Raw genomic sequence first — 12571 nt, 5'->3', positions numbered from 1 at the left:
TCGCTTTGGCAAGTATAGCAAATTATCGGGTTACCACGCCCTCCACCATTTTAATATACTGCGCGATGCCTTCCTCTATTTCATGCAGGTAAATAAACTCATCCGCGCTATGCGAGCGTGCGGAATGCCCCGGGCCCATTTTCAACGACGGGCAGTCGAGCAATGCCTGATCAGAAGTGGTAGGCGAGCCGTAAGCAGTGCGGCCCAGTTTCAAACCTTCCATAACAATCGGATGTTCCATCGGAATGCTCGAAGGCCGCAAACGAATCGAACGCGGAACGACTTCGGATTGAATGTTGGCTTTAATTTCAGATATAACCTCTTCCAAAGTATATTGCTCCGTCACCCGCACGTCGATGGTGAAGGTACACGCATCGGGTACCACGTTATGCTGCGTGCCCGCGTTAATGATCGTCACCGACATTTTGATCGGGCCGAGCGTGGGTGAAACTTTTGGAAACTTGTATTCCGTGATCCATTGGATGTCCTTCAATGCTTTGTAAATCGCATTGTCGCCTTCCTCACGCGCTGCATGACCGGATATACCCTTCGCGGTGCAATCCAACACCAGCAAGCCTTTTTCAGCCACGGCCAAATGCATTTCAGTAGGCTCGCCTACAATGGCAAATGCAATTTCCGGGAGTTCGGGCGCCACTATTTCGAGCCCTTCTTTACCGGAAATCTCCTCCTCAGCTGTGGTAGCAATCGCAACGTTGTAGGTCAGATCCTTTCTTTCGTAGAAATAACAGAAAGTGGCGATGAGCGAAACCAGGCAACCGCCGGCGTCATTGCTCCCCAAACCATACAACTTTCCATCCTGCTCAATCGCTTTGAACGGATCCAGCGTCCAGGATTTGTTGGGCTTCACCGTATCATGGTGCGAGTTGAGCAGCATCGTAGGCTTGCTCGGATCGAAATGCTTGTTGTAAGCCCAGAGGTTGTTCTTTTTAGTATGAAACGGGATATTCTTTTTCTCGAAAAAATCCGCGAGAAGTTTGGCTGTATGCTCTTCCTCTTTGCTGAACGAGGGCGTTTCGATGAGATTTTTTAACAGCTCGATAGCCTCCTTGGAGAGCGTTTGAATGTTTTCCAAAGTATTTACCATCTTACCTGTCCGTCACCTTTAACAATCCATTTTTCAGTCACCAGTTTTTCCAATGCAAATGGCCCCCTGGCGTGCAATTTTTGGGTCGAAATACCGATTTCAGCACCTAATGCGAATACGCCGCCGTCTGTAAAGCGGGTAGAAGCATTAGCATAAACCGAAGCCGCATCTACCTCTTTCAGGAAGGTTTCGATGGCTTCTTCATTCGTAGAAATAATAGCCTCCGAATGTCTCGACGAATAGTTTTCGATCTGCTTCAAAGCATCATCCAAACCATCCACGACTTTCACCGAGCATTTGAAATCCAGGAATTCTTTCCCGAAATCATCTTCGGTGGCATGTTGCAAGTAGGGATAATCTGCTTTTTGGAGAATATCATAAGATTCCTCGTCGGCAAATACCTCCACGTTCCATTTGATAAAATCTTCGCGGAGTTTTGGTAAAAACTCACCTGCTACCGCCCGATCCACCAGAACAGTATCTAATGCATTGCAAGCCGCAGGTTTCGAAACCTTCGCATTCACTACAATTTGGGCACCTTTATCGAGGTCACCGGTCTTTTCAACATAAGTATGGCAAACACCTGCACCGGTTTCAATCGTAGGTACCAGTGAATTCTGACGCACGAATTTGATCAGCCCCTCAGAACCACGCGGAATGATAATATCTACATACTGAATGGCCGTCAGCAACTCACCCACAAACTCGCGACCGGTCGGCAGCAAAGTCACAGCCGCCGCAGGCACACCAAACTCCGCCAGTGACTCATGAATAAGGCTCACCAGGTAATTATTGGAATGCTGCGCTTCCTTACCGCCTTTGAGCACGCATGCATTCGCGGAGCGCAGGCACAGGGAAGCCACGTCGATCGTCACATTTGGGCGCGATTCGTAAATAACACCCACCACACCCAGCGGCACGGCGATTTTTTTCAGGGAAAGCCCTTGCTGAATAGTCTTCTCTACAAAAACTTCTCCCGTCGGATCCGGGAGCTCGGCTACCTCAATCAGGCTTTGCGCTAGTTCGTTGATCCGCTTCTGGTTCAGGAGCAGGCGGTCCTTTTTCGGGTCGGCATCATCCATCAAATCCAGATCTTTCCGGTTTTCGGCGATGATGTTTTCGGCATTGGCCAGTACTCTGGCCGAAAGATTGATCAGCAGATCAGCCCTTTGCCTGTCTGTCAGCCGGCGAACGGCAGCTGATGCCTCCCGCGCTTCCTTTAATTGAGGTACTATCGATTCCATTATAACAAAACTATATCATTGGCATGCGCCACTTCAAAATTCACTGTTTTCAGGTTCGTGCGGATCGCCGACGACGTCTCACGTGCCCGTGCGACCGCAATCATTTCATCCTCCGAAGAATATATTTCGATGATCTCGCCTGCTTCAAAATCGCCCGTCACTTCGGTGACGCCTACTGCGAGCAAGCTTTTTCGCTTCAATAATGCTTTCGACGCCCCTTCATCTACACGTAATGTGCCGGATACCAGGCCGCCGCTACCCAGCCAGCGGTTACGTGCCGACAGCGTGCTTTTTCCAGGTGTTATCAACGTTCCCGCTTCACCCTTCAATGCATTGAGCAACTCGTTCGGCTGGTTCATTCCAAAAATCACCACCCGGATCGCCATTCTGGATGCCAGCTTGGCGAAAGTCAGTTTAGATGCCATTCCGCCGAGTCCGAGGAACGATTTATCGGTCCTGACAAACTTAAAAACCTCGTTCACATTCGATACGTTCCGAAGGATTTTGCCCTCCTCGTCGAGCAAGCCTCCAACCGACGTGCAGAACATCAGGGATTCGGCCCCAAATCCAACAGCCAGTAACGTCGCCAGCTCGTCGTTATCCGAAAATTTCAGCTCGCGGTCGCTTACTACGTCGTTTTCATTGACGATCGGGATAATGCCATTCGACCAAAGTTCTTCGAAAGTCTCTTTGAGTTGCAGGAATTTATTGCGGTTCGCGAAATGCTGCCGCTCGCAAAGGCTCTGGGCAATGTAAATTTTATTCGGGGCGAAATAGGACGCATACAAGCCAACCAGTAACGGGTTACCAACCGACGCGGCTGCCTTTCGCTGGGTCATTGTACCCTTGTAATCATTAACATAAGCCTTACCTGCACCCACCGCACCCGACGATACAATGATAATGCGGTACTGTGAATGGATTTCCGAAACCTGCCGGGCTATTTCCGAGATGATCCTGACATCAGGTTCACCCGAAGGAAGCGTGATAGAGGCCGTCCCGAACTTTATGACGAGAATAGGTTTTGACACTTTGGTATTCAAATAAGCGGCATCGTTACAACTGCTGCCGATGCCCGGTAATCAATCTGGGCGCAAAAATACTGCTTTTCAAACGAAAACGGATGCCTTACCAGAACCGACGGAGCATTTGGCACATTATAATTCGCTTAAAACCGCCCCATTGAACTGCCTTCTGAGTTTTAATGCTTTGTGGAGCTGATCGAGGTATTCATCCCGAGGGATTTCGATGGCGCCGTAACGGAGCACATTGTCATTGATAAATTGGGTGTCCAGCAATGCGAAGCGGTTCAGTTTTAAAAGCTGGATCAAGTAGTGGAACGCCACTTTCGATGCGTTACTCTCGATCGTAAACATCGATTCCCCAAAAAACACCCCATTGATAGAAACGCCGTACAACCCTCCTACCAGCCGGTCTTCGCGCCAGGCTTCTACACTGTGCGCATAGCCAATCTCGTGCAACGCAGTATAGGAAGCGATGATTTCCTCGGAAATCCATGTCCCGGGCTCGCTCGCTCGTGGAAGCGCACACCCGCGCATGACACCCTCGAAATCGGTATCGATCCGGATCTCGAAATGCTTTTTGTTGAGCACCGGCCGAAGTGATTTTGACGGCTTGTAAGTATCAATGGGAATTACCGCCCGGGGATTGGGCGAGTACCAGTAAATAGTACCGTCCGCCTCGGCCATTGGAAAAATACCATTGATATAGCCGTTCAGGAGGTCGTCGGTACTGATTGCAGACATGAAAGCCACTGAATTTAGGGTAATAATATTGCTGATCGAAGTGTGAATTGCACGAAAACGGGCGTGCCTGCAAATTCGGTCTTAAAACTTTAATAATGCAAAACGAACCATAAAAATATATCTTCTGTTTCTTTGCTGTAAGATTTTTTTTTTGAAAATTTGCAGCCTCTTAGACGCACAAGCAAGTCAATGAATCACAACGGCATACATACAGTTCTGCATACTACGCCTTTCCGATTCAGGTCCCCACGGACCGTATAATCTCCTTTTACCTACGTGGTAAATATCTAATACCCGCAACTTTCTTACAATTTCTAGACGTCCCATCGTTTTTCTCTGGGTTAGTTAATTATTGTCTTGAACATTTTGTCAGCATAGTCATCAATGAAAAATACCGAAGTAGTGGGCAGTAAGTTTATCGTACAGACTGCCAATGAAAATCATCTCCATTACGCCGAACAAATCTGCGCGGAAATGGAGGAGAGCGCCAAAAAGCGTGGTACCGGTATAGCCAAACGTTCCCCTGTGTATATTATGGAGAAAATGGTGGAAGGAAAAGCCATCATTGCTACAACAGATACAGGAGAATGGGTAGGGTTTTGTTACATCGAAACCTGGGAGCATGGAAAATTCGTGGCGAATTCAGGGTTGATCGTACATCCTGATTTCCGCAACAGCGGCATGGCGAAAGCTATTAAAATGAAAGCTTTCGAACTGTCGCGTCAAAAATATCCTGATGCCAAAATTATCGGTATCACTACGAGCCTTCCGGTGATGAAAATCAACTCGGATTTGGGCTACGAGCCAGTAACGTTCAGCGAATTGCCCGCAGACGACGCATTCTGGAAAGGCTGCGCGAGCTGTGTGAATTACGACGTACTCACCCGGACCAACAGAAAACACTGTCTTTGCACGGGTATGATGTACGATCCGGAAGATAAGAAACCTGCCGCGACGCCTACGAATGGAGGCGAAACGGCAACAGAAAGCCATACCTGGGATTTCTTGAAGGAATCAAGCCTTTATGAACGCTGGATGCGCATCAAGCAACGCATTTTGCTGCGAAGGGAAGAACGTGCCAAAAAGAAAAACGCCGGGGCCGTGCTGGTACACTAATGTATCGCACACTTGATAGATTTTAGTATCTCATTTTTAATACCCCGCCCGGCAACCGAAAAGGTCCGAAGCGGGGTATTTTTGTTACTGTCAACAAGCACGCGGCCAGCAGCTTTTCCCGGTTTGGGAACATGATTCCCCCAAACTTGCGTACTTTTGCAGCCAGTATGAGAATTTTCACGCGAGGCACACTACGAGCATTTTGGGATCAGCAACCGGACGCCCGGCCAGCACTGGAATTCTGGTACGACGCAGTTGAGAAAAACAGGTTCCAAAACCCCAACGAAGTAATCAGCTTTTTTAAAAACGCTGACACCGTTGGAAATGGCAGGATCGTGTTCAACGTAACACATAACAAATACCGGCTCGTCGCTAAATTTGAGTACGAAAGACAGTTGGTATTTGTACGGTTCATCGGAACCCACAAGGATTACGACAAAATAGAAGACATTAAGAACATCTAGCAGATCGCAGATAATGAGCGCATTAGCAATCAATTTAAATGAGATCACCATCAAGCCGATCACCACTCAGGCCGACTTCGAGGAAGCCGGCAAGGTGATTAATGCACTGGTGGACGCGGATCTGCTCGAAGATGAAGCTGAGCGCAAAAGGGCACTCGATATTCTGGAAGCAATTACTGTACTGGCCATCGATTACGAGAAAAAACACCATCCAATACCAAAACCCGACCCTATCGAGGCGATTAAGGAACGAATGGAACAATTGCATTTGAGCAGGAAGGATGTCGCTCCTTATTTCGGAGGGGAAAACCGGGTTTCGGAAGTATTGAATAAAAAGCGGAACCTGACCATTAAGATGATCCGGGAGATCAGCAAGAACCTTGGCATTCCGGCGGAAACGCTCCTTGCCGCGAGTTAAATTATATAAAAATCAGTTTTAGAATCAGTATCCATACCATTAATATAATGTCACAGCCCAAAGTAGTATTAGCGTTTAGCGGGGGACTTGATACCTCCTTTTGTGTAAAATATTTAGCCGAAGACAGAGGTTATGAAGTATACTCGGTCTTGGTGGACACCGGTGGTTTTTCGGACGAAGAGCTGAAAACAATCGAAGCGAATGCCTATGCTTTGGGCGTGAAGCAACATGCTACAATTTCCAAAACCAAAGAGTATTACAATGATTGTATCAAATACCTCATCTTTGGTAACATTCTCAAAAACAACACTTACCCTCTTTCTGTAAGTGCTGAACGTATTTTCCAAGCCGTTGCAGTGGCTGAATATGCGAAAGAAATCGGTGCGAGCGCGATCGCGCACGGAAGCACCGGCGCGGGTAACGACCAGGTGCGTTTCGATATGGCATTCCGTATCATCGTTCCGGATGCAGAAATCATCACACCGATCCGCGACCTGAAACTTTCCCGCGAAGCCGAGATTGAATATTTGACTGCGAAAGGCGTTTCCCGCGACTGGACCAAAGCTGCTTACAGCATCAACAAAGGTCTCTGGGGAACATCGGTAGGTGGCAAGGAAACATTGACTTCCGATCAGTATCTGCCCGAATCAGCATGGCCTACGCAAATCACCAAAACTGAGCCCGAGCGCATTACATTGGAGTTTGTTAATGGTGAATTGAAAGGCGTTGCCGGAGAAATATTTGAAAACTCAGTAACCGCGATTCAAAAGCTGGCAGAAATCGCGCAGCCATTTGGAATCGGTCGTGATATTCACGTGGGTGACACCATTATCGGTATCAAAGGTCGCGTAGGTTTCGAAGCTGCTGCTCCGCTGATCATCATCAAAGCGCACCATACGCTTGAAAAGCATGTTTTGACAGAGCAACAATTGTATTGGAAAGAACAGCTCGCCAACTGGTACGGCAGCTTGCTGCATAAAGGGCAGTTTGTAGAGCCGGTCATGCGTAACATCGAAACATTCCTGGGCGACACGCAATCACACGTGACGGGTAAAGTGCATGTGTACCTGGCACCGCATCGCTTCCATGTAGAAGGTATCGAGTCGCCATACGACCTGATGTCATCGAAATTCGGCAGCTACGGCGAAATGAACAACGCCTGGACCGGCGACGATGTACGCGGCTTCTCGAAAGTAGCTTCGAACCAGGTGATGATTTATGGAAAGGTTAGTGATTCGGTAAATCAGTAATTGAAAATATGACCAAAATAGAACTCCAAAGCCAAATCCAAAGGAAGGTCCAGGGATTACCTGCCGATGTTCTTCAGGAGCTTTATGACTATCTGGAAGCTATTTTGGAAAAAAGAAAACAGCAGTCCGAGCTAAAAGACGGATTGCTGGAATGGTGGAACGGCATTGCCTGTTTTTCCGATGATTTTGAAATAACGGCAATTCGAAATTGAATCACTATGAGTAACATTAATATAGGCATTATAGGCGCAGCAGGATACACCGGCGGAGAATTGCTGCGAATCCTGATAAACCACCCGAATGTCACCATCGCATTCGCGCATAGCAAAAGCCAGGCAGGCAAGCCGGTGTATGCGACGCATACCGATTTGCTCGGGGACACTGAGCTGGTATTCTCCGGCGACGATATTCAGCCTCTGCTGAATCAGGAAGGCTTGAACGCAATTTTCCTCTGCTCCGGTCACGGCGAGTCGAAGAAGTTTCTGGGCGAATACCAACTGCCGGAAACAGTGAAAGTGATCGACCTCAGCACGGATTTCCGGAACGAATCGAATGGTTTTGTATACGGCCTGCCCGAGCTGCAACGTGAGCAGATCAAGGGCGCGACCAAAATCGCGAACCCCGGCTGTTTTGCAACCAGCATCGAACTGGCTGTCCTACCGCTCGCTAATGCAGGTTTGATCAAAGACGACATCCACGTAAGCGCAGTGACGGGTAGCACGGGTGCCGGCCAGGCATTGAGCGCTACCACGCATTTCACGTGGCGGAACAACAACATGTCGATTTACAAGGCATTCTCGCACCAACATTTGACGGAGATCAAAATGACTTTCGGCAAGTTGCAGGCGGATTTTGATAAGCCGGTAAACTTCGTGCCTTACCGCGGCGATTACACACGCGGCATCATCGCGAATGTGTACACGCGCTACGAAGGGACTCTGGAAGAAGCAAAAGCCATCTACAAGGACTTTTACGCGTCGCACCCATTCACGCACGTAAGCGATACGCCGATTGATCTGAAGCAAATCGTGAATACCAACAAATGCTTCGTTCACCTGGAAGTGCACGACGGCCAACTGCTGATCACAAGTATTATCGACAACCTGACCAAAGGTGCGTCGGGCCAGGCGGTGCAGAATATGAACCTGCTGTTCGGCTTGCCGGAAGATGCAGGATTGCGATTGAAGGCGCCGGCGTTTTAAATGATGTAGTTGAGAGTTGTTTGAGTTTGGATTGTAAATGATACGACAGCTATGAACGATTTGATTCAAACATATAATCAGTTGAGCGAAACGCAGCAAAAGCAACTCGTTGCCTTTGCCAATTTGCTCCTGCTCAAACAAAGAACTAAGCAGTCGACGGGAAATTTGACTGATTGGAAAGATAAAATCACCAAAGTTTCTACTTGGACTGAGGAAGATATCAGGGCGCTCGAACAGAACTCAAAACATTTGAATGAATGGAGAGTACAGGATTGGTAATTGATACCGGGATATTCATAGAATACTTACGGAAACCGGAAAAGTCAAAAACAATCCTGGCGTCATTACCGAACGACGCGTCGCTTTTTGTTTCGGCTGTAACAGTTTATGAATTGATGATGGGAGCAACCAATGATCAAAAGAAGAAGGATGTTGAGATTCTTCTTGAAGGAGTGTCTGTGCTACCTTTCGACGAGGAAGTATCGGTGAAAGCAGCTGAAATATATCACAGTCTCCGAAGGCGGAACCTGATGATAGAATTTCGCGACATATTCATTGCTGCCACAGCAATCATTTTTCAATTACCAATCAAAACACTGAACAAGGATCATTTTCAAAGAATCGAAGCTTTGGAATTAGCCTGATAAACCACAAAAAAATGTCACACCTTTTTGACGTCTACCCCATTTACGATATAGAACCGGTGAAAGCCGAAGGTAGCTACCTCTGGGACCAGAACGGCACCAAGTACCTCGACCTTTACGGCGGCCATGCGGTGATTTCGGTCGGGCATTGCCATCCCTATTATGTGGATAAGCTGACGAAGCAACTGAATGCGATCAGCTTTTATTCCAATTCTGTCAAAATCTCCATTCAGGAAGAGTTAGCAGAGAAGTTGGGCGAGCTTTCGGGTTATCCTGACTACAAATTATTCCTCTGCAACTCCGGCGCGGAAGCGAACGAGAATGCATTGAAACTGGCCTCGTTCCACAACGGGAGAACGAAGGTGATTTCTTTCACAAAATCATTCCATGGCCGTACGGCCGGTGCCGTGGCAGCTACGGATAACCCGTCGATCGTCGCGCCTGTGAACTACAAGGAGCACGTTACTTTCCTGCCATTCAACGATGCCGCTGCGGCCGAAGAAGGCATTACCGACGAAGTTTGCGCGGTGATCGTGGAAGGCATTCAGGGTGTAGGCGGTATTAATGTGTGTACCGATGAGTTTTTACAAACACTCAGACGCAAATGCGACGAAACCGGCGCGATCCTGATCCTCGACAGCGTACAATGCGGCTACGGACGGACGGGCAAGTTCTTCTCGCACCAGTTCAGCGGCATTACGCCCGACATTATGTCGATGGCGAAAGGAATGGGCAATGGCTTCCCGATCGGCGGAATATTGATCTCTCCGAAGTTCAAGGCAAGCTATGGTTTGCTGGGAACGACATTCGGCGGTAACCACCTGGCTTGCGCGGCTGGAGTGGCGGTGCTCGACATCATGAAAGAAGAAAACCTGATTGCCAATGCGGCTCAGATCGGTGAATACCTGTTCGAGGGCATTAAGGCGATTGGCGGCTATAAAGAATTGAGAGGTCGCGGGCTGATGATCGGGATCGAGTACGATTTCCCGGTAAAGGACCTGCGCAATAAGCTTTTGTTTGAACACAAAATGTTCACAGGCGTTGCCGGTGCAAATACGATCCGCCTGCTGCCATCGCTCGCATTGGGCAAAGCGGAGGCAGATCTGTTCCTGGAAGCACTGAAAAAAGAAGTATCTGTCGCGGCTGTTTGATTTTTTTGAACTAATACCATCCTTGTCCTAGTTGAGAATAGGAACACCTATCTCCGAAATTTTAACCTGAATGAAACACTTTCTTTCCATTAAAGACGTCACCGACCTCCCCCAGCTCATTAGCAGCGGTATCGCAGCCAAAAAGGATCCGTTCGCAGACCAGGGGCTTGGGAAAAACAAAACCATAGGCCTGTTGTTTTTCAATTCGAGTTTAAGGACGAGGATCAGCACCCAGAAAGCTGCCCAGAACCTTGGCTTGAACGTGATTACGATGAATGTCGGCCAGGATGGTTGGGGACTGGAAATGGAAGAAGGTGTGATCATGAATGGTGACAAGGCGGAGCATGTGAAAGAGGCGGCGGCTGTTATCGGCAGCTATTGCGATATCATTGGTATCCGCTCGTTCGCAGGGTTACAGGATCGCGAAAAGGACTACTCCGAAATCGTCTTCCAGCAATTCAAAAAATATGCGAATGCACCGATCGTAAACCTCGAATCGGCGACGCGGCACCCGCTGCAATCGCTGGCCGACTGCATTACGATCGAAGAATTCAAGCTCAAAAAACGCCCGAAGGTGGTGCTTACCTGGTTACCGCATTTCAAGGCATTGCCGCAAGCAGTAGCCAACTCGTTTTGCGAATGGATGAACCCGATGGACGTGGACCTCGTGATCACGCACCCGGAAGGCTACGACCTTTCTCCCGACTTTGTAGGCAGAGGCCAGGTGATTTACGACCAGGATAAGGCATTGGAAGGCGCAGATTTTGTTTATGGCAAAAACTGGTCGTCCTATGACAGCTACGGAAAGGTTCTCAATACAGATCCTTCCTGGATGATCACAGAAGCCAAAATGGCATTGACCGACAATGGCAAATTCATGCACTGTCTGCCCGTGCGCCGTAATATGAAAGTAGCCGACGAAGTACTCGACGGCCCGCGTTCGCTGGTGATCGAGCAGGCTGCCAACCGTGAGTGGTCGGCGCAGGCGGCATTGAAAGAAGTCTTGTTAGGATTGTAATACTTATTTTTGCAAGACTGAAATACAAAGGGAGCTGTCGGCACGCCGACGGCTCCTCATCATGAAACTGTTAATGAAATGAGTACAACCACATTGGCTCAACCCTTCGATACTACCACGCTGAACGAAGTCCGCAAAACAGGCGTACTGATCGTGAACCTCGGCACGCCGGATAGCCCGTCCGTACCTGACGTACGCAAATACCTCCGCCAGTTCCTGATGGACGAGCGCGTGATCGACATTCCGTACCTGAACCGCTGGTTCCTGATCAACCTTATCATAGCGCCCTTCCGCGCGCCCAAGTCGGCAAAGGTTTACAAGCAACTTTGGCGGCCCGACGGCTCTCCGCTGAAAACTTATGGTTACTCGGTAAAGGATAAGCTGCAAAAGGTGCTGGGTGAAGAGTACGTCGTTGAGCTGGCGATGCGTTACCAGAACCCGAGTATTGAGAAGGCGCTTACTGCATTGCGTAAGGAATGCCTCACCGAAATCATCGTCGTGCCATTCTTCCCGCAGTATGCTTCGGCTTCTACCGGTTCGGTATATAAGGAAGTAATGCGTGTCGTGAAAGACTGGGAAGTATTACCGGAGATCCGTTTTGTAAACCGCTTCCTCGAACATCCGAAGTTCATTCAGGGTTTTGTGGATTTGGGCAAAAAATACATGGCGCAGCACGATTACGACCATTTCGTGTTCAGCTACCACGGCTTGCCCGAGCGGCAGATCACCAAAGGCGATGTTACCGGCCATTTTTGCCAGTTCGGCAGCTGCTGCGATAAGCTCGACCACCGTAACCAGCATTGCTACCGTGCCCAATGCTTCGAAACAACCCGTTTGCTCGTGAAAGGTTTAGGCATTCCGGAAGGCAAATACACTACTTGCTTCCAGTCGAGGTTAGGCAAAAACCCGTGGATCAAGCCGTACACCGACGAGGTAATCCCTGAGTTGACCAAAAAAGGCGTGAAAAGCGCCTTAGCATTCTCCCCGGCATTCGTAGCCGATTGTCTGGAAACGACGATTGAAGTAGGAGAAGAATATAAAGAAATGTTCGAGAAAGAAGGCGGCCAGCACTGGCAGCTCGTCGAAAGTCTCAACGACAGCGATATTTGGGTGGAATGCCTTGAAGATATTATTAAAAACCCGGCCGCCTGATTCAGGGGCCGGGTTTTGGCTTTTTATAGGTTAATGCTTTT

General features: G+C 48.6%; 15 protein-coding genes. 11 read left to right on the top strand and 4 right to left on the bottom strand.

From position 1 onward, the window contains the following. Positions 1-22: 22 nt before the first annotated feature. From CLV60_RS05500 to aat, 4 genes are all read right to left on the bottom strand, one after another. The gene (locus CLV60_RS05500; RefSeq protein WP_106594355.1) at positions 23-1105 is read right to left on the bottom strand and encodes a M20 family metallo-hydrolase; all 1083 of its coding nucleotides are present in this window, start codon (positions 1103-1105) and stop codon (positions 23-25) included. After that, entirely contained in the window at positions 1099-2349 is a 1251-nt protein-coding gene (locus CLV60_RS05495; RefSeq protein WP_106594354.1) for a glutamate-5-semialdehyde dehydrogenase, read from the bottom strand. The genes CLV60_RS05500 and CLV60_RS05495 overlap by 7 nt, the downstream gene beginning before the upstream one ends. Next, positions 2349-3380: a glutamate 5-kinase gene (gene proB, locus CLV60_RS05490; protein WP_106594501.1), complete on the bottom strand. Its 1032-nt coding sequence runs from the start codon at positions 3378-3380 to the stop codon at positions 2349-2351. Before proB ends, CLV60_RS05495 begins: the two co-directional genes overlap by 1 nt. 126 nt (positions 3381-3506) lie before the next feature. After that, positions 3507-4115, bottom strand: a complete 609-nt coding sequence (aat, locus tag CLV60_RS05485) for a leucyl/phenylalanyl-tRNA--protein transferase (RefSeq protein WP_106594353.1) — start codon at positions 4113-4115, stop codon at positions 3507-3509. A gap of 384 nt (positions 4116-4499) precedes the next feature. On the opposite strand from aat, the gene CLV60_RS05480 reads away from it, so the two are divergent. The 11 genes from CLV60_RS05480 to hemH all read left to right on the top strand — a co-directional run bounded on the left by CLV60_RS05480 (position 4500) and on the right by hemH (position 12530). Continuing rightward, positions 4500-5231 carry a GNAT family N-acetyltransferase gene (locus CLV60_RS05480; protein ID WP_106594352.1) on the top strand — a complete coding sequence of 244 codons (732 nt, stop codon included), beginning with the start codon at positions 4500-4502 and terminating at the stop codon, positions 5229-5231. Between the two features lie 167 nt (positions 5232-5398). Further along, a complete protein-coding gene (locus CLV60_RS05475) occupies positions 5399-5695 on the top strand; it encodes a type II toxin-antitoxin system HigB family toxin (protein ID WP_106594351.1) in 297 nt (98 codons plus the stop codon). Between the two features lie 13 nt (positions 5696-5708). Further along, positions 5709-6113: a helix-turn-helix domain-containing protein gene (locus tag CLV60_RS05470; RefSeq protein WP_106594350.1), complete on the top strand. Its 405-nt coding sequence runs from the start codon at positions 5709-5711 to the stop codon at positions 6111-6113. 47 nt (positions 6114-6160) lie between these two features. Next, the gene (gene argG, locus CLV60_RS05465) at positions 6161-7363 is read left to right on the top strand and encodes an argininosuccinate synthase (RefSeq protein WP_106594349.1); all 1203 of its coding nucleotides are present in this window, start codon (positions 6161-6163) and stop codon (positions 7361-7363) included. 8 nt (positions 7364-7371) lie between these two features. Continuing rightward, on the top strand, positions 7372-7575 hold the full coding sequence (locus CLV60_RS05460; RefSeq protein WP_106594348.1) for a DUF2281 domain-containing protein: 204 nt from the start codon (positions 7372-7374) through the stop codon (positions 7573-7575). Between the two features lie 6 nt (positions 7576-7581). Then, a complete protein-coding gene (gene argC, locus CLV60_RS05455) occupies positions 7582-8565 on the top strand; it encodes an N-acetyl-gamma-glutamyl-phosphate reductase (protein WP_106594347.1) in 984 nt (327 codons plus the stop codon). A gap of 51 nt (positions 8566-8616) precedes the next feature. Continuing rightward, positions 8617-8844 (top strand): hypothetical protein, encoded by a 228-nt coding sequence (locus CLV60_RS05450; RefSeq protein ID WP_106594346.1) that lies wholly within the window; start codon positions 8617-8619, stop codon positions 8842-8844. Continuing rightward, positions 8823-9209, top strand: coding sequence for a type II toxin-antitoxin system VapC family toxin (locus CLV60_RS05445; RefSeq protein ID WP_106594345.1), 387 nt, complete (start codon positions 8823-8825; stop codon positions 9207-9209). The genes CLV60_RS05450 and CLV60_RS05445 overlap by 22 nt, the downstream gene beginning before the upstream one ends. 14 nt (positions 9210-9223) lie before the next feature. Next, entirely contained in the window at positions 9224-10360 is a 1137-nt protein-coding gene (locus CLV60_RS05440) for an aspartate aminotransferase family protein (protein ID WP_106594344.1), read from the top strand. Positions 10361-10430: 70 nt separating this feature from the next. Further along, positions 10431-11378: an N-acetylornithine carbamoyltransferase gene (locus CLV60_RS05435; RefSeq protein WP_106594343.1), complete on the top strand. Its 948-nt coding sequence runs from the start codon at positions 10431-10433 to the stop codon at positions 11376-11378. Between the two features lie 78 nt (positions 11379-11456). Next, positions 11457-12530: a ferrochelatase gene (hemH, locus tag CLV60_RS05430; protein WP_106594342.1), complete on the top strand. Its 1074-nt coding sequence runs from the start codon at positions 11457-11459 to the stop codon at positions 12528-12530. Positions 12531-12571 lie beyond the last annotated feature (41 nt).

It is taken from the genome of Dyadobacter jiangsuensis (assembly GCF_003014695.1).
Classification (GTDB): domain Bacteria; phylum Bacteroidota; class Bacteroidia; order Cytophagales; family Spirosomataceae; genus Dyadobacter; species Dyadobacter jiangsuensis.
The sequence above is the reverse complement of the archived record's forward strand: the minus strand, read 5'-3'. Positions and strand labels throughout refer to the sequence as shown.